General features: G+C 58.6%; 25 protein-coding genes, 1 tRNA gene and 1 pseudogene. 17 read left to right on the top strand and 10 right to left on the bottom strand.

The window, feature by feature from the left end; translation table 11 throughout:
• Positions 1-272: 272 nt before the first annotated feature.
• From RGM2987_RS12375 to RGM2987_RS12365, 3 genes are all read left to right on the top strand, one after another.
• Positions 273-1,478, top strand: coding sequence for an acetyl-CoA C-acetyltransferase (locus tag RGM2987_RS12375; RefSeq protein ID WP_245141385.1), 1,206 nt, complete (start codon positions 273-275; stop codon positions 1,476-1,478).
• A 25-nt stretch (positions 1,479-1,503) separates the two neighbouring features.
• Positions 1,504-3,648: a 3-hydroxyacyl-CoA dehydrogenase NAD-binding domain-containing protein gene (locus RGM2987_RS12370; RefSeq protein ID WP_245141383.1), complete on the top strand. Its 2,145-nt coding sequence runs from the start codon at positions 1,504-1,506 to the stop codon at positions 3,646-3,648.
• Between the two features lie 87 nt (positions 3,649-3,735).
• Positions 3,736-4,455, top strand: a complete 720-nt coding sequence (locus RGM2987_RS12365; protein ID WP_245141381.1) for an amidotransferase — start codon at positions 3,736-3,738, stop codon at positions 4,453-4,455.
• A 208-nt stretch (positions 4,456-4,663) separates the two neighbouring features.
• Here the strand turns inward: RGM2987_RS12365 and RGM2987_RS12360 are convergent, their stop codons facing one another.
• From RGM2987_RS12360 to RGM2987_RS12350, 3 genes are all read right to left on the bottom strand, one after another.
• Positions 4,664-5,635, bottom strand: coding sequence for a magnesium and cobalt transport protein CorA (locus RGM2987_RS12360; RefSeq protein WP_245141379.1), 972 nt, complete (start codon positions 5,633-5,635; stop codon positions 4,664-4,666).
• A gap of 163 nt (positions 5,636-5,798) precedes the next feature.
• A complete protein-coding gene (locus RGM2987_RS12355; RefSeq protein ID WP_245141376.1) occupies positions 5,799-6,536 on the bottom strand; it encodes a 1-acylglycerol-3-phosphate O-acyltransferase in 738 nt (245 codons plus the stop codon).
• A gap of 365 nt (positions 6,537-6,901) precedes the next feature.
• A complete protein-coding gene (locus tag RGM2987_RS12350; RefSeq protein WP_245141372.1) occupies positions 6,902-7,591 on the bottom strand; it encodes a crotonase/enoyl-CoA hydratase family protein in 690 nt (229 codons plus the stop codon).
• A 305-nt stretch (positions 7,592-7,896) separates the two neighbouring features.
• On the opposite strand from RGM2987_RS12350, the gene RGM2987_RS12345 reads away from it, so the two are divergent.
• The 3 genes from RGM2987_RS12345 to uvsE all read left to right on the top strand — a co-directional run bounded on the left by RGM2987_RS12345 (position 7,897) and on the right by uvsE (position 9,773).
• A tRNA-Ser gene (locus RGM2987_RS12345) sits at positions 7,897-7,986 on the top strand.
• A 179-nt stretch (positions 7,987-8,165) separates the two neighbouring features.
• On the top strand, positions 8,166-8,648 hold the full coding sequence (locus tag RGM2987_RS12340) for a hypothetical protein (RefSeq protein WP_245141370.1): 483 nt from the start codon (positions 8,166-8,168) through the stop codon (positions 8,646-8,648).
• Between the two features lie 87 nt (positions 8,649-8,735).
• Positions 8,736-9,773, top strand: a complete 1,038-nt coding sequence (uvsE, locus tag RGM2987_RS12335; protein ID WP_245141368.1) for a UV DNA damage repair endonuclease UvsE — start codon at positions 8,736-8,738, stop codon at positions 9,771-9,773.
• 60 nt (positions 9,774-9,833) lie between these two features.
• Here the strand turns inward: uvsE and RGM2987_RS12330 are convergent, their stop codons facing one another.
• The 4 genes from RGM2987_RS12330 to RGM2987_RS12315 form a co-directional block, all read right to left on the bottom strand.
• On the bottom strand, positions 9,834-10,649 hold the full coding sequence (locus RGM2987_RS12330) for a DUF1206 domain-containing protein (RefSeq protein ID WP_245141366.1): 816 nt from the start codon (positions 10,647-10,649) through the stop codon (positions 9,834-9,836).
• Positions 10,650-10,791: 142 nt separating this feature from the next.
• A complete protein-coding gene (locus RGM2987_RS12325) occupies positions 10,792-11,868 on the bottom strand; it encodes a hypothetical protein (RefSeq protein WP_245141363.1) in 1,077 nt (358 codons plus the stop codon).
• Between the two features lie 44 nt (positions 11,869-11,912).
• Positions 11,913-13,139: a hypothetical protein gene (locus RGM2987_RS12320; RefSeq protein ID WP_245141361.1), complete on the bottom strand. Its 1,227-nt coding sequence runs from the start codon at positions 13,137-13,139 to the stop codon at positions 11,913-11,915.
• 96 nt (positions 13,140-13,235) lie between these two features.
• Positions 13,236-14,168 (bottom strand): AraC family transcriptional regulator, encoded by a 933-nt coding sequence (locus RGM2987_RS12315; RefSeq protein ID WP_245141358.1) that lies wholly within the window; start codon positions 14,166-14,168, stop codon positions 13,236-13,238.
• Positions 14,169-14,729: 561 nt separating this feature from the next.
• Between RGM2987_RS12315 and RGM2987_RS12310 the strand changes: the two genes are divergently transcribed.
• The 6 genes and pseudogenes from RGM2987_RS12310 (at position 14,730) to RGM2987_RS12285 (ending at position 19,543) form a co-directional block, all read left to right on the top strand.
• Positions 14,730-16,079 carry an MFS transporter gene (locus RGM2987_RS12310; protein WP_245141352.1) on the top strand — a complete coding sequence of 450 codons (1,350 nt, stop codon included), beginning with the start codon at positions 14,730-14,732 and terminating at the stop codon, positions 16,077-16,079.
• A 111-nt stretch (positions 16,080-16,190) separates the two neighbouring features.
• Complete coding sequence (locus RGM2987_RS12305) at positions 16,191-16,883, top strand: fumarylacetoacetate hydrolase family protein (RefSeq protein ID WP_245141350.1); 693 nt, start codon at positions 16,191-16,193, stop codon at positions 16,881-16,883.
• Between the two features lie 40 nt (positions 16,884-16,923).
• Positions 16,924-17,682, top strand: coding sequence for an SDR family oxidoreductase (locus tag RGM2987_RS12300; RefSeq protein ID WP_245141346.1), 759 nt, complete (start codon positions 16,924-16,926; stop codon positions 17,680-17,682).
• Positions 17,683-17,714: 32 nt separating this feature from the next.
• Positions 17,715-18,671 (top strand): 2-hydroxyacid dehydrogenase, encoded by a 957-nt coding sequence (locus RGM2987_RS12295; RefSeq protein WP_245141343.1) that lies wholly within the window; start codon positions 17,715-17,717, stop codon positions 18,669-18,671.
• A 180-nt stretch (positions 18,672-18,851) separates the two neighbouring features.
• Entirely contained in the window at positions 18,852-19,127 is a 276-nt protein-coding gene (locus tag RGM2987_RS12290) for an antitoxin (RefSeq protein WP_245141341.1), read from the top strand.
• A pseudogene (locus RGM2987_RS12285) lies at positions 19,117-19,543 on the top strand (XRE family transcriptional regulator). The gene RGM2987_RS12290 and the pseudogene RGM2987_RS12285 overlap by 11 nt, the downstream one beginning before the upstream one ends.
• A 37-nt stretch (positions 19,544-19,580) precedes the next feature.
• Here the strand turns inward: RGM2987_RS12285 and RGM2987_RS12280 are convergent.
• The gene (locus RGM2987_RS12280) at positions 19,581-20,006 is read right to left on the bottom strand and encodes a DUF3916 domain-containing protein (protein ID WP_245141335.1); all 426 of its coding nucleotides are present in this window, start codon (positions 20,004-20,006) and stop codon (positions 19,581-19,583) included.
• Between the two features lie 282 nt (positions 20,007-20,288).
• Between RGM2987_RS12280 and RGM2987_RS12275 the strand changes: the two genes are divergently transcribed.
• The 3 genes from RGM2987_RS12275 to dapF are packed head-to-tail and all read left to right on the top strand — an operon-like array spanning position 20,289 to position 22,284.
• The gene (locus RGM2987_RS12275; RefSeq protein ID WP_245141333.1) at positions 20,289-20,864 is read left to right on the top strand and encodes a hypothetical protein; all 576 of its coding nucleotides are present in this window, start codon (positions 20,289-20,291) and stop codon (positions 20,862-20,864) included.
• Positions 20,865-20,911: 47 nt separating this feature from the next.
• Positions 20,912-21,496: a GNAT family N-acetyltransferase gene (locus tag RGM2987_RS12270; protein WP_245141331.1), complete on the top strand. Its 585-nt coding sequence runs from the start codon at positions 20,912-20,914 to the stop codon at positions 21,494-21,496.
• The gene (dapF, locus tag RGM2987_RS12265) at positions 21,487-22,284 is read left to right on the top strand and encodes a diaminopimelate epimerase (protein ID WP_245141328.1); all 798 of its coding nucleotides are present in this window, start codon (positions 21,487-21,489) and stop codon (positions 22,282-22,284) included. Before RGM2987_RS12270 ends, dapF begins: the two co-directional genes overlap by 10 nt.
• 81 nt (positions 22,285-22,365) lie before the next feature.
• Here the strand turns inward: dapF and RGM2987_RS12260 are convergent, their stop codons facing one another.
• Both RGM2987_RS12260 and RGM2987_RS12255 read right to left on the bottom strand, forming a co-directional pair.
• Positions 22,366-22,887, bottom strand: a complete 522-nt coding sequence (locus RGM2987_RS12260; RefSeq protein ID WP_245141326.1) for an NUDIX domain-containing protein — start codon at positions 22,885-22,887, stop codon at positions 22,366-22,368.
• A 209-nt stretch (positions 22,888-23,096) separates the two neighbouring features.
• Positions 23,097-23,705 carry a LysE family translocator gene (locus RGM2987_RS12255; RefSeq protein ID WP_245141323.1) on the bottom strand — a complete coding sequence of 203 codons (609 nt, stop codon included), beginning with the start codon at positions 23,703-23,705 and terminating at the stop codon, positions 23,097-23,099.
• Between the two features lie 111 nt (positions 23,706-23,816).
• On the opposite strand from RGM2987_RS12255, the gene RGM2987_RS12250 reads away from it, so the two are divergent.
• Together RGM2987_RS12250 and RGM2987_RS12245 are read left to right on the top strand one after the other, a co-directional pair.
• Complete coding sequence (locus RGM2987_RS12250) at positions 23,817-24,680, top strand: LysR family transcriptional regulator (protein ID WP_245141320.1); 864 nt, start codon at positions 23,817-23,819, stop codon at positions 24,678-24,680.
• 64 nt (positions 24,681-24,744) lie between these two features.
• Positions 24,745-25,770 (top strand): sterol desaturase family protein, encoded by a 1,026-nt coding sequence (locus tag RGM2987_RS12245; protein WP_245141318.1) that lies wholly within the window; start codon positions 24,745-24,747, stop codon positions 25,768-25,770.
• Positions 25,771-25,907 lie beyond the last annotated feature (137 nt).

The following is a 25,907-nucleotide window of genomic DNA, read 5'->3' as shown; positions in this document are numbered from 1 at the left end:
TACTAGGAATACATTAGGGGCCCCAGCCGCATTGGCTTAGAACCAATTCATATCAGTATCGAACTTATCTCCATGAAAAAGGCATGAGGCCTATTGCCAGCTGCTTGGAGTCCCTTTTGCTAGACAGCTTGCCCTCCTGAAACGGTTAACCCGATAGCTCGCTACCGTTCGTCTGAGTGTGGCTGTCAATGTCATTGAGCACTGCGGTCATTGAACCCAACGCCGCTGGGCTTATGGTTGGAGGCATGCATTACCCCAGGTTCGAGGACGTCATGACCCAAGCTTTGATTTTCGATGCGCTACGCACTCCCCGGGGCAGGGGCAAGCCTGATGGCGCGCTGCATAGCGTCAAGCCGGTCAGCCTGGCGGCCGGTTTGCTCAGCGCCTTGCAGCAGCGGATGGACCTGGACACCAGCCAGATCGATGACATCGTACTTGGTTGTGTAACGCCAGTGGGCGAGCAGGGCGCCGATATCGCCAAGACTGCGGCTCTGGTGGCCGACTGGGATGTCAGTGTCGCGGGCGTGCAGCTCAACCGGTTCTGCGCCTCGGGCCTGGAAGCGGTGAACCTGGCGGCGATGAAAGTGCGCTCCGGCTTCGAGGACCTGGTGGTGGCCGGTGGCGTCGAATCCATGTCCCGGGTGCCCATGGGCAGCGACGGTGGCGCGTGGGCGCTGGATCCGCAATCGAACCTGCACGGTCATTTCATTCCCCAGGGCATCGGTGCCGACCTGATCGCCACTCTGGAAGGCTTCAGTCGCGAGGACGTCGACGCCTATGCGCTGCACTCCCAGCAGAAAGCCGCACGCGCCCGGGCCGATGGATCGTTCGACAAATCCCTGGTCGCCGTACGGGACCAGAACGGCATCGTTTTGCTGGAGCACGACGAGTTCATTCGTGCCGATGCTTCACTCGAAGGCCTGGGTAAGCTCAAGGCGAGTTTCGAAGCCATGGGCCAGATGGGGTTCGACGCCACGGCGCTGCGAGTCTACAGCCATGTCGAACGGATCCATCACGTGCACACGCCTGGCAACAGCTCCGGCATCGTCGATGGTGCGGCACTGATGTTGATCGGCTCCGAAGCCAAGGGCCGTGCGTTGGGCCTGCAACCCCGGGCCCGGGTCGTCGCCACGGCCGTTACCAGTACCGATCCGACCATCATGCTTACCGGCCCTGCGCCCGCCACGCGCAAAGCCTTGGCCAAGGCCGGGCTGCGGGTGGAGGACATCGATCTGTTCGAAGTCAACGAAGCCTTCGCTTCGGTGGTGCTCAAGTTCATCAAGGACATGGCCATCGACCCCGACAAAGTTAATGTCAACGGTGGTTCCATCGCCCTGGGCCATCCCTTGGGCGCTACGGGATGCGCGATTCTTGGCACCCTGCTCGATGAGTTGGAGGTGCGTGGCCTGCGCTATGGCCTGGCGACGCTCTGTGTCGGCGGCGGCATGGGCATCGCCACCATTATCGAACGCCTCTGAGCCCGCACTTGAAGGAAACTATTTGATGACCGATGCCATCCATTACCACATCGACCAGGACCGGATCGTTGTCCTGACGCTCGACATGCCGGGGCAGAGCGCCAACACCATGAATGCGCTCTATCGCGAGGCCATGGCGGCCTGCGTTGCCCGTCTGCAGGCAGAAAAGGATTCGCTTGCCGGTGTGATCATCACTTCGGCCAAGAAGACTTTTTTCGCCGGCGGTGATCTCAATGAGTTGGTCAAGGTCGGCAAGCCCGAGGCGCAGACGTTCTATCAAATGGTCCTGGGCCTGAAGGCGCAACTGCGCGCCCTGGAAACCTTGGGCAAACCCGTAGTAGCGGCGATTAACGGCGCGGCTTTGGGCGGTGGCTGGGAGATCTGCCTGGCCTGTCATCACCGTGTGGCGTTGGATCAGTCATCGGTGCAGATCGGGCTGCCGGAAGTCACCCTGGGCCTGCTTCCGGGCGGCGGCGGGGTGGTGCGAATGGTGCGTCTGCTGGGTCTGGAAAAAGCCTTGCCCTATCTGCTCGAGGGCAGGAAGGTCGGCCCGCAACAGGCGTTGCTGGCGGGGCTGGTGGATGAACTGGCGCAGGACCGCGATGAACTGCTGGCCCGGGCCCGGGCCTGGATCCTGGCTAACCCCGGCGCCGTGCAACCGTGGGATACCAAGGGCTACCGGATTCCGGGCGGCGGACCTTCCGATCCGAAAGTGGCGCAGATGCTGGCGATTGCTCCTTCGATCCTGCGTAACAAAACCCAGGGTTGCCTGCCGGCTCCGGAGAAAATCCTCTGCGCTGCGGTGGAGAGCGCCCAGGTGGATTTCGACACCGCGCATTTGATCGAGACCCGCTATTTCACCGAGTTGACCACGGGCCAGGTGGCGAAAAACCTGATCGGCACGTTCTGGTTCCAGCTCAACCAGATCAAGGCCGGCGGCTCTCGCCCACAGGGCCTGGCGCCTTATCTGACAAAGAAAGTCGGCGTCCTCGGTGCGGGCATGATGGGGGCCGGGATTGCCTACGTCAGCGCCGTGGCCGGCATTTCGGTGGTGCTCAAGGACGTCGATCTGGCCGCCGCCGAGAAGGGCAAGGCGCGTGCGGCAGCGCTGTTGGACAAGAAGGTCGCCCGCGGCCAGTTCAACGCCGAGCAACGTGAAGCCATCCTGACTCGGATTCACCCTACCGACAGCGACGCCGACCTGGCTGGCTGCGAGCTGATCATCGAAGCGGTGTTCGAAGATCGCGTCCTGAAAGCCAGGGTTTCGGCTGCTGCCCAAGCCGTGGCAGGCGCTGAGGCGGTGCTCGCCTCCAACACCTCGACCTTGCCCATCACCGGTTTGGCCGAGGCGGTGGCGGACCCGACCCGGTTTATCGGCCTGCACTTTTTCAGCCCCGTGGAAAAAATGCCCCTGGTGGAAATCATCAAGGGCGCCCGCACCAGCGACGAGACGTTGGCCCGGGGTTTCGATTTTGTCCTGCAGATCAACAAGACGCCCATCGTAGTAAACGACAGTCGTGGCTTTTTTACTTCGCGAGTCTTTGGCACGTTCATCAACGAAGGCATCGCCATGCTCGGCGAGGGTATCAGCGCACCAATGATCGAGACCGAAGCGCGCAAGGCCGGGATGCCGGTCGGACCTCTGGCGGTCTCTGACGAAGTTTCTCTCAGCCTAATGAGCCATATCCGCACACAAACGTCCAAGGACCTACAAGCAGAAGGGAAACTACCGACCGAGCACCCGGCGTTCGCGGTGATCGACTTGCTGCTCAATGAATACAAACGCCCAGGCAAGGCAGCGGGCGCGGGATTCTATGACTATCCGGCCGATGGGCAAAAACATCTTTGGCCGGCGCTCAAGAGCCGCTTCGAGAAGGCTGATGGACAAATCGCACCGCAGGATATCCGTGATCGGCTGCTGTTCATCCAGGCCTTGGAGACCGTGCGCTGCGTGGAGGAGGGCGTGCTCACATCCACGGCCGATGCCAACGTCGGCTCGATCTTCGGCATCGGCTTTGCGGCCTGGACCGGTGGTGCGTTGCAATTCATCAACCAGTATGGCCTGCGGGACTTTATCGCCAGGGCCCGGTATCTGGCCGAGCAGTACGGCGAGCGCTTCCTGCCGCCGTCCTTGTTGCAGGAGAAGGCTGCGAGGCAGCAATTGTTCTGACCGCTTGGGAGGGGCTTGCCTTGGGACCGTGTTTCAAGGCAGGCTCTGGGGTGTGCAATATTCCCATCATCGTGTCAGGTATTTTTTATGTCGCTACGCATCTGCATTTTGGAAACCGATATTCTGCGTCCGGAACTGGTCGATCAATATCAGGGTTACGGGCAGATGTTCCAGCGGCTGTTTTCCCAGCAGCCCATCGCCGCTCAATTTGAGGTGTACAACGTCATGCAAGGGCACTACCCCAGCGATGACGAGCAGTTCGACGCCTATCTGATCACCGGCAGCAAGGCCGATTCATTCGGCACCGACCCTTGGATTCAAACCCTCAAGACCTATCTGCTCGACCGCTACCAACGGGGCGACAAGCTGTTGGGCGTGTGCTTCGGTCATCAACTGTTGGCGTTGCTGCTGGGCGGCAAGACCGAGCGCGCCAGCCAAGGCTGGGGCGTGGGCACCCATCGCTATAAAATGGCCGCCAAGGCGCCATGGATGAGCCCGGTGATGGAGGAGCTGACCTTGCTGATCAGCCATCAGGACCAGGTCACCGAATTACCCGAAAACGCCACGGTCATCGCCTCCAGCGATTTCTGCCCGTACGCCGCCTACCACATCAACGACCAAGTACTGTGCTTCCAGGGGCATCCGGAATTCATCCACGATTATTCCAGGGCCTTGCTGGAAATTCGCCAACAACACCTCGGCGAACAGATCTACAGCCAGGGCGTGGCGAGCCTCGATCAGGAACATCACGGTGCGACCGTAGCCGAATGGATGATGCGCTTTGTCGCCCACCAACCACAGGCCTGAACAAACCTCGCTCCCCTGTGGGAGCGGGCTTGCTCGCGAAGGCGGTGGATCAGACATATTTATACTGACTGACCCGACGCTTTCGCGAGAAAACCCGCTCCCACAAGGGCGAGCGAGCGTTCATAACGGCTGCATTCGCCACAAATCCCTGTGGGAGCGAGTCTGCTCGCGATAGCGGTCAACGCAACGCCAGCAGGCTCAAGTCCACCTACAACCATCCCGACCGCTTGAAACTGGCCCACAGCGCGGTGCACCCCACGGTAATCACCCCCAGCACCGTGAAATACCCGTAGTGCCAACTCAACTCCGGCATGTCCTGGAAGTTCATCCCGTAGATCCCGGCAACAGCCGTCGGAAACGCCAGGATCGCGGCCCATGCGGCAAACTTGCGTTGCACTACGCTCTGGCGCGACGCCTCGAGCAGCACGCCGACTTCAATGGTCTGGCTGGCGATGTCCGCCAGGGTCGTCAGGTCTTCCATCTGCCGCGTGACATGAATCTGCACGTCGCGGAAATACGGGCGCATGTTCTTGTCGATAAAGGGGAAGTTCAACTTCTGCAGTTCTTCGCTAATCTCCACCATCGGCGCTGCATAGCGGCGCAGGCGCAGTACATCCCGGCGTAGGCTGTGCAGATTCTGGATGTCCCGTTCGTTCAAGGCGCTGCACAGCACGTGATGCTCCAGCTCATCGATCTCGGCATGAATGGCTTCGCCCATCGGCTGGTAGTTTTCAATCACGAAATCGAGGATGGCATAGAGTACGAAATCTTCCCCATGCTCCAGCAGAAGCGGACGCGCCTCACAGCGTTGTCGGACATGGGCGTAGGACGCGGAGTGGCCGTTGCGGGCGGTGATGATGTAGCCCTTGCCGGCGAAGATATGGGTTTCAATGAATTGCAGTTTGCCATCCTTGCGGATCGGCGAGTACGTGACGATGAATAGCGCGTCGCCAAAGGTTTCCAGCTTGGGACGGCTGTGTTTCTCCATCGCGTCCTCAATCGCCAGTTCATGCAGATTGAACTGGCGCTGCAGGTTGGTCAGCTCCTGGGCGTTGGGCTCCTCAAGGCCGATCCAGACAAAATGTCCAGGTTTGGCAGCCCAGGCGCTGCCTTCGTCGAGGGTGATATTGGTGACTTTCTTACCGGCGCTGTAAACCGCAGCAGCAACGACTCTACCCATGGTGGTGATTCACTTCTTCTTGGAAATGGCAGTGACAGGCACGGTTCAGCTTAGCGTGCCCTGCTGCTTGAGAGTCAGCAAAATCTTTGGAGTTCGTCGGTAAAGGCGACCGGAATCAACCCGTGGCGAGGGAGCTTGCTCCCGCTGGGCTGCGAAGCGGCCCTTATGAGTGGCTCGTATTGATGCCCAGTAACTGCCGATCCATCGCCTCAATACATTCATGCATCTGCTCGCGGCATTGGGCCATAAGCTGGGGCATGTCATCCACGGTCAGCCCCGCTGTAGGAATAGCCGGCAACGAGCGTATGAGAATGTCGCCGCTGCGCCAGCGATTGAGTCGCATGTGTTTGATGTAATTGCTGGCACACACCGGAACAATCGGCACGCCGGCGGCAATCGCCATTTGGAACGCGCCTTTCTTGAACGGCAACAGTTCCCCGCCTAGATTGCGTGTGCCTTCGGGGAACACCCAGATCGAGGTGTCCTCATGTTGCAATGTATGCGTGGTAGTCAACATCGACCGGCGCGCCTTGATCGCATTGCCCCGGTCGATCAACACGTTGCCGGCCAACCAGAACAGTTGCCCAAACAGCGGCACCCATTTCAGGCTCTTCTTGCCGATGCAGACGGTGCGGCGCGGCACCACGTTGCCGAACACGAACAGGTCATAGTTGGACTGGTGATTGGCAATGACCACGCAGCTCTGGGGCATATTCTGCAACGTGCCGACGTCGGTCTTTACTCGCAGGCGCAAAATCCACATGGCGGGCAGTGCGTACAGCCGTGCGCATAAACGGCTGTTGTCCGGATTGAACGGTCGGCACAGACCCAGGATGATCCCCAGCACACCCGCTAGTACAAAGTGCAGGCCCATCAACGACATACGCAGTACAAACAGCATCTACAGGCCCCATCGGGACAAAAGGTGGCGCAGTGTACGGATGTGCACTGTTTTCGGCAATTGTCCCTATAGAGGTAGGAGATGGACGATGTTTAAGCGTATGTTTCGCAGTGACGTGTCAGAAGCGAGCTAGAGCGGTCGCTGATTATTACACTCTACTTGTAGGAAAGTGCCGCCACCGAGACCTGACTTGGTAGCACACTGAGCCCGTGGCGAGGGAGCTTGCTCCCGCCGGGCTGCAAAGCAGCCCTGAAATCATCCACCGCGATATCAGGCCAAGTCTGCTGAAGCCTTATGGGGCCGCTGCGCAGCCCGTGGAGAGAGAGCAAGCTCCCTCGCCACGGGGTTCGTGCCAGTCTTGGGCCTCAGCCCATATGTTCCTGATCCAGCAAAATCGCGTTATCCAGCGTCTCCAGCAGGGCTTTGCGCACTTTCAGCTTGGTGTTCTTGTGGGCGGTCATGTTGATTTTCTTCAACTGCCGCGCGGCTTCCAGGGCTGCATCCTGCAACTCTTCGGCCGCCACCACTTTGTCGAGGAAGCCGGCATCCACGGCGGTCTGCGGGTTGAACATCTCGGCGTTGATTACCGAGCGATGAAACGCCGATTTGCGTAGGCGATCACGGGCCAGTTCGATGCCTGCGTGGTGCATGGTCATGCCGATCTGCACCTCGTTCAGGCCGATGCTGAACGGCCCGTCCGCACCGATGCGGTAGTCTGCCGAGAGCAGCAGAAACGCGCCCTTGGCCACGGCGTGTCCGGGGCAGGCGACGATAACGGGGAAGGGGTGTGACAACAGGCGGCGGGCCAGCGTCGAGCCCGCCGTGACCAGGTTCACCGCTTCCTTGGGGCCGGCAGTCATGACCTTCAAGTCGTAGCCGCCGGACAGAATCCCGGGCTGCCCGGTAATGATCACCACCGCCCGATCCGCCGTCGCCTGGTCCAGCGCAGCGTTGAACGCGGCAATCACATCCGGCGAGATGGCGTTGACCTTGCCATTATTCAAGGTCAGGGTCGCGATACCGTCTTCGAGATGGTAAGCAATCAGGTCGCTCATGACGCTATTTCCTTCTAGAGAATTGACGCAGACGTTACCCACCACCGCAAGGCAGGTAAAGCACCGTGACTGACTCATCGGTCAGCCCGTGCCTTCCCAAACGGCTTGGCCCGCCCATCCCGCCACGCCTCTATCCATAAGCGCAGCGCCAGAGTCACCGAAGATTGGCCGGTTTGCCATGCCCCGGCTCGTTTGAAACGCTGGCTACCTTAACCGCATGAAAATTCTGAAAAAAACCTTTGCCATCGGAAAAGCTTTCGACTACATTAGCGCGCCTCGACAGACTGAACAGTTTGTCGAGATACGGTGAAGTGTCCGAGTGGCTTAAGGAGCACGCCTGGAAAGTGTGTATACAGGAAACTGTATCGAGAGTTCGAATCTCTCCTTCACCGCCACATTCTGCAAACACAAACCCCTGATTTTCCTAGAGAAAGTCGGGGGTTTGTGGTTTTTGGTGTCTGAAAAAAGGCTGTATGGGAACATTGGGCCGTTGGCTAGCTGGCGCGTGCAAGTGGCGCAGCTCCACCCATGAATCTAAGCTAAAACCCATCGCTTCCCCGTTTGGAATGAAGAAATGAAAAGGATTTCGTCCGTCGTCGCATTCACCACGCTTATCGCGTTTTCCAGCCTCGGTCTGGCCGACGCGTCGCCGCTTGATGATGCTCGTACATTGGTAACCCAGGCACACTTGGGTAAAAAACTTGCGTCCCTTGCGCTTTTGGCGGCAAAGGGCACCGCTACCTATGCCGCGATTGCCGCAAAGGTGGGCAATGCCAGTGCCAACAGCGCCGTCTCTGACGAAATCAATGCGCTGTTGCCAAAGTACCAGCCCAAGTGGGATGAGAGCCTGGCACGAGCCTATGAAAGATCGTTTTCCGAAGAGGAACTGGCATCCCTGGCCTCTGAAGGGCGTCGCTCGAAATACGCACCCAAGGTGAAGGAACGGCAAGCGGAAGTGGGGGGCTACATGCAAAAAAATGCCGGGCCTATTCTGGTGGCGTTGGTTTCCGAGGCGCTGAAAGAGACGTTGTCCCAGACTGCCAGAACAGACAGCTGACTCAATAACGAGCAGTCCCTGACGCGAAGGGACGACTGGCCGCCCCTGGGGTCTATCTCCCATATCCCATCACGGCCAGGACCTCCCATGACGCATCCCCGAATCGGCTTCGCTTGCCAATACCGGCATCCCGAGCGAGGCCTTTCCATCAGCGAACTGAAAGTGATCGAGGGACCGTTCAACCCTCGTACTACCACGTTGCGCTGGATGGACAGTGTGGCGCCGCACGTTGCCGGCGATAAGTTGAATGAGATTGTCACGCACAACCTCGACGCCCAGTTGCGCTTGATCGCCTATGTTGCCGATCTCCCGCCTACCCTGCGCATGTTGCGATTGAGCAGCGATTTGCTGCCGTTCTATAGTCATCCCAAAGTGCGTGGGTTCTATCAGGATCCAGTGGTCCGGCAACAACTGGAGGATCGCTTCGCCGCGATTGGCGACTTGGCGCGTTCGGCGGACGTCCGGTTGTCGTTTCATCCGGGTCAATACTGCGTACTGGGTTCGGATAAGCCGGCAGTGGTGGAAAACAGTATTGCCGAGTTCGAATACCACGCCGACATGATCAGAATGATGGGCTTCGGCCGGCGCTTTCAGGATTTCAAATGCAACGTACATATCGCCGGGCGCTTGGGCGGCGAGGGGATCCGTTCAATCTGGCCGCAGCTTTCGGAAGTGACGCGTAATTGCATTACTTTTGAGAACGAGGAAAAAACCTATGGCGTGGATGACTGCCTGCAACTGGCAGACCTCGCGCCCGTGGTGCTGGATATTCACCACTGCTGGATCAACGAGGGCGACTATATTGCGCCCGACTCGCCACGGATCGAACGCATCCTTGAGAGTTGGCGCGGGGTCCGGCCCACCATGCACTACTCACAACCGCCAGAGCGCCTGCAAGCGTTGGGGTTCGACGCCGACCAGCCCCTGGAAATGGACGCCTTGCTTAAGGTGGTCTCCAAGCGCGATCTGTATGGCCACAGTTCACAAATGTGGAATCGTTGGACCAACGAGTACGCGCTGCTGTTTCTGGACCGTTTCGACATCATGCTCGAGGCCAAGGACAAGAACCTGGCCGCGCTGGCGTTCTATGACCAGTTTGTCGCCGCCAGTCGCCACCTCACGTGAGCGGCAATCGTCAGTCCGTGTAAAAGCCGTGGGGGCAGTTCTACCCGAAACGTGCCACGGTTACGTCCCTGGCACTCCCGGGATGTCCATGTTTATTCTGCGCCAGGCGGCCTCGGCGAAGCTGTACACGGAAAACGCGATCAGCCCCAACGCCATCAGCATCAACACCACGCCGCCCGCCGGCAGATTCTGCAGCGCATCGAGGGCGTCTTTCAGGCCGGGCGGGTCCATGGCTTTATAGGCTGAGCCACTGACCGTCAGCAGCACGGCGATTTCGATGAAGACCACGCCGCGGGCAATGAGACCGAACCGGGAGACCGGGCGCACGTAGCGCATGACGTCCTCGTCGGCCTCGAAGTATTTCTCGAAGGTGGCTTTCCAGCCTTTGATGATGTGTGCGATCCCCACGCCGAAAGGAACCAGGGCGATGAGATAGAGCAGCAGGTTCGAGTGATCCCAGGACAGCAGGCGCGCCAGCAGGTCTTGAGTCTGCCCACCGCCCGAGCCGCCGGAGCTTTTCAGGCCGCTGATGAGCAGGCTCAATGCAAAGAACGCCAGTGCGCCGTTGATCAAACCGCTCGCCAGCAAACCTGCGCGAATCACCAGCCCCTTGAGTTCTTTGCCGTGATGGTCCACATCTCGGGTGGCCTGCAAGACACGCCACCCGGCGAAGGCCAGTAGCCCGGCCACCACCAGTCCAACCAGGGCATGCCCGAACGGTTGGCTGAGCAGCAGCTCCAGGCTGCTGTGGCTGTCTTTCGGCTTGCTGGAATCGCGGGCCGCCAGCAAAGCAAAGAGGCCAATGATCAGGTAAATGACGCCTCGGGCGGCGTAACCGCCCCGTGCAAGCAGGACGAGGCTCTGGTGGGGTGACATTGACTAGCACTCCAAACAAGACATACAGCACAGACCTATGGCATTGCGAGGGGTTCGATTGGCATCTGCCTCGTTATGTTGATCCGTGCTGCATTCGAATGTGGTTTGGAAGGTCATCAACGTAGCTTGTAGAACACCGTGATTAAAGTGCTGGAAGATCTCCGAGTCCGCCTGATGGCCAATCCAGGTCAGCTAGTTTGAAGGCGGCCTTTCCCAACGTCTCCGCGAGTTTTACGGACCGGCGTTGGATTTCGTATTGGACAGCGAGTATTTTCTGCTGATTGGCATCGGCGATGTGATAGGCGGCCTTGGTTGCCAGCGCGACATCGTATGCCGTTTTGTAATTATCGAAGGCCTTGGCGGCTTCGGTTACTCTGGGTTGGGCGGCGGTAGCGGCTACTTGATCCGAAAGTCCTTTGATTTTGTTTTCCACAGTGTCCTGGATGGCTCCCTTCTGTGCCTTGACCGCTGCCGCCAGAGCTTTGGTAAAGGCGTTCGGTTGCGAGGTTTCGATGAGTTCGAAACGGACGTTGATCGGGCCTTTCAGCTCGCTCGAGGTGGTCCAAGGCAGCGTGACTACGCCCCCCTTTTCGAGCTGAACTGCTTTTTGTACCTCTTGCGCCGTTGCGTTCAAAATCGTAAAACCGAACGGCTCCGATGTATGAGTAGTATTGTTGGCACTGGAGGTAGGCAGCATGAAGCCCAGCTTCATGACAATGTCACGCTTCGAACATTGGCGAAGAAAAGGGCAATTATCGCTCAGAAAATTTTTATATTGCCACGCCAAGATCCCGGCCCGTAATGGGTGGGTGCCCGATGCACTAGGCGTGCTCGATTTTGAAATCTGAAATTTTATGAACAGGTCAACATTCGCGAGAGAGGAGCTTTCATACAGCGAGTTCCCCTTGATCCTGCCATCAGGTGTTATTCGTTCTGAACTGATGAAGATACATTTTGTACCGTCAGTCAGGCTGTCTGCGTCGTCGACCGGAACGATAACTTCATAATTGGAAACCTTTGGATCGTCCAAATACGCCACTGCAGTATCTATGGCTGTTCCGACCAGTGTGCGCACTACTGCGGTAGCTATATCGGCGCCGATGGTTTGAATTAAGACTTCATCTTTCTTACAGGGTAGAATCGCGCCGGATAACCCTTGCGCGTATGCAGGCGAACCGATCAGGGCAGTCAGGACCAGTGAAGCGATATATGTTTTCATGTGTATCCCCTTTTTCCTTGTTGTCCAGGTAGCGCTGCGCAGATCTAACCGGTTCCCAAGTAACACTCAGGATCACCCGTGGTCGGCAGTTTTTCCGGGAATGCCAGAGGGAAAATTTCGTTGCTCAGGAAGTCCTCTACTTCGCCCTCCCAAGGAGCTTTTCTGAATGAAAATTGGATTATTTTTGCGGAGGCCCAAAGCGGATTGTTTTTCCCGAGGTCACCATGCTTCAACCATTCGGGGTGCCCATCGGCGATAGCGTGATCCGTGCTGAGTTGAAATACATAATCGCGAAATGAAATTATTTTGGCACGCTCTTTACTCAGAGGATTACAGCCTCCTTGTCGCTCTGTGTGCGCGTCCGAGTAGGAGTCCTGAATCATGTGAAGCAGTGAGCCAAGCGCTATGTGTTTGATGCTGGATGGCTGGATGTTCTTTTTATACTGAACCTGCGCCCTGGGAACACCTGATGGCTGGTAGCGACCTAAACCCGTCATTCCGAAGGACCGTATCCACTCGCCGCCAGGCACCGGATCGAAAAGAGCACCGACGGTCCAGCCCTGCCGCTTCAAAAGAGAGGATACATTGGAGAATGACGAGACTATCGGTCCATCAATCGTTTCTTTACCGAGGCTGTTGCTGGAAATCGAGAGGGTATAAGCGAACCTGGCCCACTCCATCATCTTGTCTTTTGTCTCTTGGGCAGTTTCCGATTGATGTGAAGCCATTGCATGGAGGAACTGAAAGTCTCCGAAATGACTCCTGTATAACATCATCGGAGTGTCTGTAATTTTTACGCCTTCGCACATCTTCTGACTGTTGTCATGGACGCACTGTGCCTGGACTTGAGCGTCCTTGAATAATGCATACCATTGCTTGGCTCGCACTACGTTCTGCCTTAGCAGCGAGTCCGGGTCGTCATTCCACTCGCTGCCAAGGACCAGATCTCTGAGGACGCCGCGTTTCCTGGGATCCTCAGCCGATGTGTCGGCTTTCCCTCCCTGGGTCCTTTCAGGATTCAGGTAATAATCGTAGGCCAGAAGTGTCATGGTTTCATGTACTGGCTTTTTCATCTCGGCCGTTAGCTCTGTCAACGAGCAGAGGGCAGCCAAGTCCCAGCAATCCACATCAATGGGATTCATGTCATAGGCCGTCACTTGTTCAGAGGCTGTTCCTAAAGCCACGACTATAGATAGAAACAAAAAATTCCGGAGTTTTATGTAGCAGGTGAGAATTGGATGTAAGAGCCGTCCCAGCGCTGTATTGTTCATTATTAGATCCCTCTGGAGTGAGGGATGTATAGCTCAGCTAGCAGCATTGTGCCAGCAGGTGCGAGAGGCCATTGGAAGAGCCCCCCTTCGCGTTGGCTAGGTATTCAACGGCGACTGCGGTGTATCCGGATTAAGCTGCTGGCGCCTGAATTGTCCCGGCGGCTGTCCATGGATCTGGCGAAAACGCCGGGAAAAATAAGCCTCATCGGCAAACCCGCACAACCTCGCAACTTCACCAACGGGCCGCGTCCCATTGAGCAGATAATTGCGCGCTGCATGCATCCGCCGTTCGAGCACCAGTTCGGTGAAGGTCTTGCCGATTTCCTTGCGCAGCCAGTGGGTCAGGTAGGTTGGCGCCAGGTAGGTGGCGGCGGCTACTTTGATCAGGTTGAGGTCGGGATCGGCGATGTTCTTGCGCAAGTATTCGGACATCCGGCTCAGCGCATCGCGCCGGCTGACCTCGGCGGCGTTTTCCTCGGCCAGCCGCTTGAGCGGTTCGGCATACAAGGCGCAGACACTGCCGATCAATTGCAGCAGCAAACCCTTGAGCATTTCCCGGGTGCCAAACTGGCGATTCACGTCCAGCACTCGCATCTGTTCGATCAGGGCACAGACCTTGCTGAAATCCTCGTCGCCCAGGATGAAGTCCAGGTGCTCCTGGAAGCGGAACGGCGACAGCTCCGGTGCCAACAGGATCGAGACTTCTTCCAGGTCCATCGGATCGCACTGCAGGTGTGGCAACAGGAAGGTCTGGGAAAAGTTGATCACCATGAAATTGCTGTCCGCCGGGTGCGGGATCACGTGCACCCGATGGGGCAGGATGAAAGCCAGGGTGTTTCGCGGAAACGGACGCTCGACGTTGCCGATGTGTTGCACAGTATCGCCACCGAGGTTGATCTGGATCTGGAAGTACTCGTGGCGATGGGGGCTGGTTTCGGCGCGCCGACCCTTTTTGTCGCGGATGTAGAAGTCAGTCAATTCGCTGCGTTGCTGCATGACGTAGGTGGGGACGCGGCTCGGTGATGACATCTCCTGGAATCCTCTGTGGGTGCAGGGTGATGACGGGATTGTGACGGCGCATCTCGCCGATTATCAAGGGGTTATACGATGATCAGGCCGGCGGTGGGATTTTCTTCTGTCAGTGGGTCAACGGGCCATGTCCAAGAAAGGCTGGCAGCCACTCAATAAAAATTTATATAAAAAACAATAAGTTATGTTTGTTTTAAAAAACTCTAAGAATTAATCTCGCTTTAGAATTTTTTGGACAGGTTTCTCCCTCACTGTTTTCACGGGAAAAAATGATCTAACGCCTTGGTTGATTTTGGAGGGTTGTACGACCACTGTGGGGCCACGCAACCCGGCTCCACCCCAAAAACAATCCAAAGGTGCGCACATCATGATTCCTTTCCCGCTCGTGGCTGACCCTCCCGACCGCTCCCTTGGCAGGCCCTGTTGCAAGGCGTTTTCCTACGCCTGACAGCGCCGTTCGCGCCGCTCATTCCAGTAGCAAATGTTTTGCCCCGGCATCGAGGGCAATGGCTTCGGCTGCTCGTAGACATTTCGACGTCCCTAACAATAACGAGGTTTTTCATGTCGAATTCCCACACCTCCCAGACCACCGCAGCACCGGCGATTGCCGGTGCCCTCGATGCGGTAGTGCCAGCGCGGCTGCCGTCGCGTCGGCGCTGGTTCATGCTGTCGCTGCTGTTGATCGCGACGATCATCAACTATATCGACCGGGTAAACATCTCGATTGCCGCGCCGTTCCTGGCCAAGGACCTGGGTCTGGACAAGATCGAAATGGGCCTGATCTTTTCCGCATTTGCCTGGACCTACGCCATCGCGTTGGTGCCCGCCGGGTTCATCGCCGACCGGTTCGGTTCCCGGTTCACCTATGGGGTGTCGCTGATCAGCTGGTCGACGGTCACCGTATGCCAGGGCTTCGCCACCGGCTTCGCGTCGCTGTTCGGGCTGCGGCTGGCGGTGGGTGCGATGGAAGCACCGGCGTTCCCGGCCAACAGCCGTGCGGTCACGGTGTGGTTCCCGGCGCGGGAGCGGGGCATGGCCAGCAGTATTTATGTTTGCGGCCAATACCTGGGCACGGCGCTGTTTACCGGTGCGCTGCTCTGGCTGGCGACTACCTACGACTGGCGCCATGTGTTCTACAGCACCGGTGCGCTCGGTATCGTTTTCGGGGTGGCCTGGCTGTTCCTGTATCGCGACCCGATGAACTGCAAGAAGGTCAGCAAGGAAGAGTTGAAATACATCGAGGCCGGGGGCGGGCTGGTCAAGAGCAGCCAGGAGCGCACCCGGTTCAACTGGCGGCAGATCGCCGAGCTGTTCAGCTATCGGCAGGTCTGGGCGATTTGCATCGGCAAGTTCGCCAGCACCTCGGCGCTGTATTTCTTCCTCACCTGGTTCCCCACCTACCTGATCGAAGAGCGCCAACTGACCACCATCAAGGCCGGGATCTTCGCGGTCATGCCGTTCGTGGGCGCGACGGTGGGCATCCTGCTGGCGGGGATCGTTTCCGACTTGTTGATCCGCCGAGGCTACTCGCTGTCCTTCGCCCGCAAGTTGCCGCTGGTGGTCGGGTCGATGCTGGGCATGTCCATCGTCCTGGTGAATTTCACCGACTCGAACGCGATCTGCATCGCCGTGTTGACCATTGCATTTTTCGCCCAGGGCATCGCTTCGTCCTCCTGGGCGGCGGTGTCGGAAGTGGCGCCCAAGGAACTGATCGGCTTGACCGGCGGCGTCACCAGCCTGGCGGCGAACATCGGCGGCATTGTCACGCCCATCGTGATCGGCGCGATCGTCCACAAGACTGGCTCGTTCGCCTTGGCGTTCTGGTTCATCGGTGGCGTGGCGCTGATCGGCACCTTGTCCTACTCGTTGCTGCTGGGTCGCCTGTATCGCATTGAGCTCAAGGTGCGCTGAGCACGAGAAGCTGAACAAAAAAGCGGATTAATCCAACACGAGGCGGCATTCCTCCAACTTCACCCAGGCTTGCCGCCGTACGCTGATATTTCCAACAGGACTTTTACCAGGATGAACATGCTCGAATACGTCTTTACTCCGGACCTGCCAGTGACCTTGCCCGTAGTCGGCACCGAGCAGCGTTTTCCCGTCGGCCGGGTCTTTTGCGTCGGCCGCAACTATCCATGGCCAGACACCCAGGGCCAGACCCGACAACCACCGGTGTTCTTCATGAAACCGGCAAGTTGTGTGGTGGACGCGGTCGGGGAGGTGGCGTATCCGCCGGTCAGCGAAGAGTTCGTTCATGAAGTCGAGCTGGTCGTCGCCATCGGCGAGGGCGGCGCCAACATTCCGGAAAGCCAGGCGCTGGCTTACATCTGGGGCTACGCGGCTGGCCTTGATCTGACCCGACGTGATGTCCAGCGCCTGGCCAAGCGCAACGGCCTGCCCTGGGAGGGCGCCAAGGTGTTCGACGGCGCCGCGCCGATGACGCCCATCGTGCCGGTCTCGCGAGGCGGCCATCCCGAGGGTGAGTTGTGGTTGAACGTGAATGGCGAAGAGCGCCAGCGCGACGGCCTCGACAGCCAGATCTGGTCGGTCAGCGAAATCATCAGCCGTATCTCGCAATCGGTGGCGCTGCGGGCCGGCGACCTGATCATGACCGGCAGCCCGGCGGGCGTCGATCTGCTGTTGCCGGGAGATGTCATCACCGCAGGCATCGACGGCATCGGCCAATTGGAAATGCGCGTCGGTCCACGACCTTGAACCCGACGCGGGACTTACTGAATTGAAGAAGGAAAACAACATGTCCGACACATTGAAAGTGGCACTGGTGACCGGTGCCGGCAGCGGGATAGGTCGCGCCGTGGCCCTGGGTCTGATGGAAGATGGCTACACCCTGGTGTTGGCCGGCCGCCGGCCTGAGCCGTTGCAGGCGCTGGTCGAGTTGGCTACCGGGCAGGGCCGCGAAGCCTTGGCGGTGCCCACCGATGTGCGCGATCCGGCCAGTGTCGATGCGCTGTTCGCCAGCATCGCCGAAGTCTATGGACGCCTCGACGTGGTGTTCAACAACGCCGGGGTCAATGCCCCCGCCGTGCCGCTGGATGAACTCACCTTCGAGCAATGGCGCAACGTGATCGACACCAATCTCAACGGGGTTTTCCTCTGCGCCCGTGGCGCCTTCGGCCTGATGCGTCGGCAACAGCCCCAGGGCGGGCGCATCATCAATAACGGCTCGATCTCCGCGCATACGCCACGACCGTTCAGCAGCGCCTACACCGCCAGCAAACACGCGGTGCTGGGGCTGACCAAATCCCTGGCCCTGGACGGGCGTGAATACAACATCGCTTGCAGCCAGATCGACATCGGCAACGCCCTCACCGAAATGTCGGTGCGCATGACCAAAGGCGTGCGCCAGGCCAACGGCACCATCGCGGTAGAGCCGATGGTCGACGTCAAGCACGTCGCCGATGCGGTGCGCTACATCGCCGGGCTGCCGTTGTCAGCCAACGTCCTGAACATGACAGTCATGGCCACGGCCATGCCTTTTGCCGGCCGCGGTTGAGCCGGCGTTTTTATTCGCTACATGAGGTCCCTATGAAGCCAGAAGTCTTGCAGCTCAGCCCGATCCTGATCCCTGAAATCAACACCCGGCTCAATGAGCTATTCACCATCCGCCGCTATTTCGAACAGGCCGACAAAGCGGCCTATGTGCAGGAGCACGGCGCTAACATCCGCGGCGTGATCACCGGCGGGCACACCGGCATCAGCCAGGCGCTCATGGCCCAACTGCCGAAACTGGAAGTGGTCGCGGTCAACGGCGTAGGCACCGATGCGGTGGACCTGGCCTACGCCAGGGATCGCGGCATCCGCGTGACCGCCACCATTGGTGCGCTGACCGAAGACGTCGCCGACCTCGCCATTGGCCTGCTGATCGCCGTGTGCCGCGGTCTGTGCACGGGCGACCGCTACGTACGCTCCGGCCAATGGCCCCAGAGCCCGACTCCGCTGGCACCGCTGCCATTGGCCCGCCAAGTGTCCGGCATGCGCATCGGCATCGTCGGCATGGGCCGGGTCGGCCGCGCCGTGGCCACCCGCGCCGCCGCGTTCGGTTGCCCCATCAGCTACACCGACCTGCAACCGATGAACGACTTGAACCACACCTTCGTCGCCGACCTCAAGCAACTGGCCCGCGACAGCGACGCCTTGATCCTGGCCGCCGCTGCCGACAAGGGCGAAGCCATCATCAACGCCGAGGTCTTGCAGGCCTTGGGTAGGGGCGGATACCTGATCAACGTCGCCCGGGGCAAACTGGTCAACGAGACCGACCTGGTGGCGGCACTGACCGCTGGCGACATCGCCGGGGCGGCGCTGGATGTGTTCGTCGATGAGCCGAACGTGCCCGAGGCGTTGTTCGACAACGAGCAAGTGGTGCTGCAACCGCACCGCGCCAGTGCGACGTTGCAGACCCGCACGCGAATGGGGGAGATGGTGGTGGCGAGTCTGGTGGATAGCTTTGCGGGGAAGGTGCCGCAGGGGTGTGTGGTGGGTTGAGTGACTGGCCATTTGGGGCGGTGATTTTTGCAATCAGAGGCTTGTGCCTTCGCGCGCAAGTCGATGACCTCGCCGTGTTGAGATAGGCGCTGCAGTAAGGTTGAGCTGTTGCGATGAATTGCGCTTGCTCGTGCAGCCAGGAAAGACCAAAGTAACGGTCCATTCAGGATGGAGCCGCCCATGCGACTCGTTTTGGCTGATGTGGCCGTCAGCGTATCCGAACTCAAGAAAAATCCGTCATCTGTCCTGTATGGTGCTGCTGGCGCGCCAGTAGCCGTGTTGAACCATAACCGGATCATGGGCTACTGGGTCCCGGCTAATGTCTACGAAGCGATGGTTGAGCGTTTGGCTGATCTGGAGCTGGCGCAAGTGGTAGGGGCACGGCTCAAGGCCAACGAGACGCCCATCCGGATGTCTCTTGATGAGCTCATCAGCGAGGCTGAAAATGGACATTAAAACCGGCGTGGAACGAGTGCATGGCATCAGGACCCCCCGCTGACTATGAGCATGCGACCGATCTGCTCGATGAACTCACCGACGGGCGTGAACTGAGCAAGACCGAGGAGAAAACTCTCATTGAACTCGAGGAGGAGATCCTGGCCTACCAGAGCGACTCGGACCAGTTCCGCGAATCGAATGCCGCTTTCGAGGTGAACTGCACGCCTGTGCAACTGATCCGGGATCTGATGGAGACGCTCGGGTTTACCGATTCAGACCTGCCTGAAATAGGTGATAAAACGGCTGTGTCCGAGGTGCTCAATGGGGATTGGCCCATCAGCCATAAGATGGCGTATACGCTGGCAGAGCGGTTTGCGATGGAGCCTACCTCTTTCCTGTCGGCGGTCCCGGGAAAGGTCGCTCATATCGGGTAGGGCAATCCGGCGATAAGGTTTGAGCGGGGCTCCACCATCAAGCGGGCTCCCCGATACACCACCAATGCACATCAACCTCGTCATCACTCTGGGTTGCATCATGCCCATGCTCGATGAACGAATCGGGCACATCCAGCGCGAGCCTGTCGCTCAAGCGCAGTGGGGCAAGGGAGTTGTGCTGTCCCAGGAAGCTCAAGTAATAATCACGGTCATAAAACACAGTGACTTCGCTCTGGTGTAACCAAGGCCACACCAGCAGACAGGCGACGCGGTAATAACCTTTGTCGCGCTCAGCGGCGCGGGAAAGATGCGCCGCTGCTTCAAGTAATTGCTGGACACAGAAGGCCTGCACTTCGATGAGTGCGTGGGGGCCCTGGACGAGTGATGTGATGACCGGGATTTTCCAGTGCGTGTAGCGCTCGCCTTTATGGATGTGCGGATAGAACCTGCCGTTGAATTTCATCGCCCAGCGCTCCAATGCACGGAGACGACGGGGGATACCTCGGAGTTTTTTGTCAGTCAGGGCCAATCTACGCAAAGGGACGTCCTTATGTTGTCCGGTTTTTCCGAGTATGAGCTTGCAATGCAGGTAGCGAAAAGTCAGCTATCTCGATTGATTGGCAGTTGCTCCGCTTCACAACGGGCATTGCAGCGTGTTCCGGAATCTTCTATAAAAACCGCGCTGACACAGAGGCTTTTTCAATCGTCGTTGGCCCAGGATATCTGACCCGCATGGAGCATCATCGTGAGCGAATCGCCGCACCCTCTCATTAACTTCTGCTCATGTTACACACCGACCCGCGTGCTGCATCAGGCCTTGACCCTCAGCGTCCTTGCTTTGCTCGGCGGATGTGGCGCGCTGAGCGATGTCCGTTCTTTTTCCACACCCTACTCATCGCCCGACGATGGCGCGACAGCACGCTTGCGGGTGGTCAGTGACGGCATGGTCAGGGCTGTGCCCAAGTCCGATTGCCTGGACTTCCGCCTGCCAGGTGCCGGCGTCATGGTGGCGTACCGGGATGGCTACGCCAATCGCAACGCCGAAAGCCTTGGAATCCCACCGCTCGACGAGCCTCCACCCACCACGGTCGCGACTGAGCTACGGGTGCCTGCCGGTCAACCCATCGCCTTTCATTACATAGGTGCACGCTGCTACAACATGTTCAGCTTCGTCCCCAAGGCAGGCGCGGATTATCAACTGGACGCCGTAGGGCTTTATAAGTGTGGGGTGACACTCATGGAATTGCTCGCAGGAGGGAAGACGTTTTCGCCTTCACCATTAAAGGAAAGCAAACTGTGCAGGGTTACAGATAACCTTTAGAGCGGACCTTCGCCAGGGCGCCGTTATGTTTGAAAAGGATCTTCACAATGCAAACCCTCCAAACCCGACGCCTCATGCTCACGCCCTTGGCGTTGACGGACGCACCGGCTATCCAGCAGTTGTTTCCTCATTGGGAGGTGGTTCGTTTCTTGGACAGCCGCGTGCCCTGGCCTTACCCGGATGACGGCGCGCTGACCTATATCCGTGATCACGCGTTGCCCGCTATCGCCGCGGGACGTGAATGGCACTGGATGATCCGCCGGTGCGAAGAACCGGCGCAAAGCATTGGAAGCATCAGCCTGTACGACCAGCCCGGGAATAATCGCGGCTTCTGGCTGGCGCCTCAGTGGCAGGGAAGGGGATACATGCGCGAGGCGTGTGAGGTCATCAACGCTTACTGGTTTGAAACGTTGGAGTGCCCGGTCATGCAGGTGCCCAAGGCTGTGGGCAATCATGCTTCGCGTAGGGTTTCGGAGCGTGAGGGCATGCGCATGATCGGGACGCAGGAGGGGGAATTTGTTTGTGGGCGATTGGTGAAGGAGATCTGGGAAATGAGGCGTGAGGATTGGTTGCAGAGAAAGCCTGACGGGAACTTCATTTCGATCTTCGGTGGAGTGCCCATATGCCGTTGAACTTCCAAAAAATGCACGCCAATGGCGACGACTTCGTCATCGTCGACTCGCGAAACGCAGCCAACCCAATAACGAGTGCCGTGGCGCGGCGGATGGGAGACCGGAGCCGAGGCATCGGTTTCAATCAGCTCGCCGTGTTGCTCGATTGTGACGATGCCGACGCCCGTGTGCTGTTCTGGAACGCCGATGGCTCTGCGTTGGATGTGTGCGGCAGCGCAACGCGTGGGGCGGCGGACAGGCTCATGCGTGAATCCAATGTCACGTCGATAACACTTCGCACCAACCGTGGGCTGCTCCGTTGCGAGCGAACTTCAACCGGCGAAATATCTGTCGACATGGGACAACCGCTTTTCGGCTGGCGGGACATTCCCTTGGCTCGGGAACTGGACACTGCGGTCTTGCCACTCGCGGGCGGCCCGGCAGCGTGCAGCATGGGAAATCCGCACTGCACTTATTTCGTGGATGACCTGGCAACCCTCGATATTGCGGCAATGGGAGCGTCCATCGAAACCAACGCGTTGTTCCCCCACAAGACCAACGTGCATTTTGTCCAGGTGCTCAATCGCGGTCACATCCGGCTGCGCATCTGGGAACGAGGTGCGGGTATTGCACTTGGCTCGGGTTCTTGCTCATGTGGCGCGGCGGTTAACGGGATCCGGCGTGGCTTGCTTGATAGCTGTGTCGAGGTTGAGTGCGATGGTGGAAGCGTGACGGTTAGATGGGACGGAGTGGGCCCGGTCTTCCTTAGCGGGCCGGTGGAGATGAGTTTCTCCGGGAGGATGACTTGAGAGCGAGGTGCGCGATCCGCACTCGCTGACCGGTATGCTCATGTACCCGGGAATGTCCCGGATCTGGACGCCTTGAACGCCTCAATAATCATCTAGATCGGCAGTCTCATAGGGGTCATTGAAATACAGATCCAGTGGATCTGCGAACCAGTCCGTATGATGCGCTGCCGTCATCTGCGTGTTGTGATGCGCGTTGAAGTCCGTGGCGCTCACCCAGATCACGTCGTTGAATGGCTCGTCGAGCGGGTGGCCCGGGCGCCTGATGGACCTCATGAGGCGCGCCCGCTGAGCAAAACTCGCGTCAATTGCCGTGTGATGCTGGGCCAAGGTCAATATCAGGAACGAGCGGTTGTTATTGGCATTATGCTGATCATAGTAAGAGGCGTGCTGTACAGGTCCATTCACATGGGCTTTGGGCAGCGTCTTGATGGGATAACCGGTTTCTTCGGCACACTCGCGCAAGGCAGCTTCCGCCGCGGTCTCGCCCGGGTTGATTGTCCCCCCTGGGAGATGCCAACCCTGGCGTTGCGCCCCGGCGCTTGAGCCTCCCCGGCCAATCATTACGTGTTGGCTGTTGTCCAGGACAATCAGATAAGCTTTCATGCCAGCTCCAATTTCAGGGTAGCCAGACCAACCCGCTCGCTTCAATTGCAAAGCGAGTGAATGAATGTGACAGGCAAAGGGAATTCAGGATCAACTGGAATCTAGTACAGTCTGGATAAAGTTCAACCTCCGATCAGCCGCCCGTGCCTCGGCGCACTGCAAAAGCATGACGGACAGGCGTTGCGCATCGTATGAGGTCGTCCAGCACGTCAAGAATGCACGGGCAACGCCAAGCCAAACGCTATGAAGAACCCGCCACAAACCTTATTGAACCGACGCCCAACCCGAGCCAGCCAAGGCCTGACCCGATACGCGGCGCTGGCCACCAGGTATTCCACGACGAACTCCACGACTGCATAAGTCAGGGCGATGGCCGCCGTCTGGGCGATCAGGTTTCTGCTCGGGTCGAGGAACGGTGGAATAAACGCTGTGAACAGCAGCAGCGCTTTAGGGTTGGAAATTGCTGATAGCAGACCTTGGCGAAAGAGTGACCACGAGTTAGAGCCCGTGGCATCAGTCATCTCCAACGAGACAGGCGCCGACCGCCACAGCCCCAGCCCCAACCAGATCAGGTAAAGCCCGCCGACGACCTTCAGGACGGTGAACCAGGTCAGTGACGCCTGGATCAACGCCCCCAGTCCCAAGGCGCAAAGCGAGAGCATCACGACGAAACCCAATACGCCGCCGCTGATAGTGAACAGGGTCTTACGGTTTCCATGCAGCGCGCCGTGGGTCAGGACCAGCAGTGCGTTGGGCCCTGGCACCACCGCGATGCCGCAGCATGTCAGCAGGTAAAGCAGCCAGGTATCGAAAGGCATGGTGTTCTCCTGAAGAACGGTCGGTAATGCCTGATGTTGCTAATGAAACGGAATAAAGAGAAGCGCATAATTTACGCCGTGAGGATTCGATAATCGAATAGAGGTCAGCTGATGCCTGCCGGCGATCTGCAAATAGATTGGCTCAAGTGCTTCGTCGCAGTCGTGGACGCAGGATCGCTTTCAGGCGCATCCCTGGAGATCCACAGGTCGCAATCCGCTGTCAGTATGCAAATGAAGAAGTTGGAAGCCGCGCTTGGCCGACAACTGCTGAGCCGTGGCCCGAGGCACTTGCAGCTTACTGCGGATGGGCAGACGCTTCTGGGGTATGCACGCCGCATGGTTGCGCTGCATGCCGAGACCCAAGCTGCATTTCATGGTGAGGAACTGTCCGGACGTATTCGTCTGGGTGTTGCCGAGGACTATGCGGCCAAGTACCTCACACCCGTCCTCAAGCGCTTCGCCCCTCGCTACGCGGGGGTTGAAATAGAACTGGATTGCGAGCAGTCGACCGCGTTGATTCCGCGTGTGGCCAGTGGTGATCTGGACCTGGCGCTGATCTCCCGAGACTCGACCCAGCGCGGCACCTTTCTTTTCAAGGAACCCATGGTATGGGTAGGGTCGCCTCAGTTCGAGCTTTGGCGGCGCGACCCGATACCGATTGCCGTTTATGAAAGCGCCAGCCTGGCCCGGCGCTATGCGGTCAACTCGCTGGTGCTGTTGGGGCGCGAGTACAAGGTTGTCTACAACAGTTCCAGCCTTGCCGGGCAAATCGCGGCGGTTGAAGGCGGCATTGCGATTGCGGCAATTACCCAGTGCACCGTGCCGCCTTCACTGCAGGTTCTGGGCAGTGATCAAGGGCTGGGGCAGATAGACCCGATGGATGTTTCGGTGCTCCGAAGCCGCGCATCTCGCGGCTCCAAGGCGGTCGATAGCCTGCATGCCTTTATCATCAGCGCATTGAGGGGCGCTCGTTAGGTAAGTGGGAAAACCCCTGCCAGACTCATCTACAATGGTGCTCCTTCGGCGGAGGCTGGTGTTCATGGATCCATTTCCCTTTGTCCTGCAACAGTTGTTCGAGTGGGTGATTACGCCCATCAGCGAGCAATTGCTCGGCATTTTCAACTTGAACGGTCGCCTCGGGATCCTGTTTCTCTTCGCCTCCTACAGTGTCGCCTATGGCCTGTTCCGTTTCAGAAAGCACCGTGGCCTGACCGACGCCCATACGTTCTGGCAATTCATTGGCGGCAGCCGAGTGTACTTGCACCGTTCGGCGCTGCTGGATTATCGCTACTACTTCGTTCGCGCCATTCTCAAGATTGCCTTGGTGTTGCCCATCGTTCACCTGGTGGACCCGTACATCCTGCGCTCCGGGGATTACCTGGCGTTCTTCAGCAACCTCTGGGGCGCCCGTCCGCGTCTGGGGGATAACCTTTCGCTTGCTTTGTTCTATGGCTTGGGCGTGTTCCTGATCAAGGACTTCATCCACTACTGGGCGCACCGGGCGTTTCATTCGCGCTGGCTCTGGGCGTTTCACAAGGTCCATCACTCGGCCCCGGTGCTGGTGCCGGCCACGGCGAGTCGGGTGCACTTTGTGGAAAAGATTGTCGAGAAACTTGGTATCACCGCTGGCCTCGGCCTGTTTGCCGGTGGCTTCTGGTACGCCTGCGGCGGTGAGGTCAGCCGCTATACGCTGTTCGGTGTGACTTACCTGGTGTTCATCTTCAATAGCCTGGCGGCGAACCTGCGTCATACCCATGTATGGCTGTCGTTCGGGCCGCTGGTGGAGCATGTGCTGAACAGCCCGGCCCAGCACCAGATCCACCACAGCGACGCGCCCCGTCATTTCAACCGCAACTTCGGCATCAACCTGTCGCTGTGGGACTGGATGTTCGGCACGCTCTACGTCACCGACCGGCAGCCCGAAGACCTTCGCTTTGGCACGGGTGAGCAGGACTCGCATCGGTACATGACGGTGTACAGCTTGATCGTCATGCCTTTTGTTGAAACGGCTTATAAGCTGTTGGCAAAGCGTGTGCGCAGGAGGATGCCGTCGGTTGACGGGTGATTTCTATAAATCGCACGACGCAAAACTTTGGTAACGCAATCCCTGTGGCGAGGGAGCTTGCTCCCGCTGGGGTGCGAAGCAGCCCTCGAGGATCTGATACGCCAAAATAAGATGGGGGCGCTGCACGCCCCAGCGGG

Origin of the sequence: Pseudomonas sp. RGM2987, from assembly GCF_022952855.1 — a bacterium.
In the GTDB taxonomy this organism is placed as follows: Bacteria; Pseudomonadota; Gammaproteobacteria; order Pseudomonadales; family Pseudomonadaceae; genus Aquipseudomonas.
This window is presented reverse-complemented; position numbering and strand designations above follow the sequence as displayed.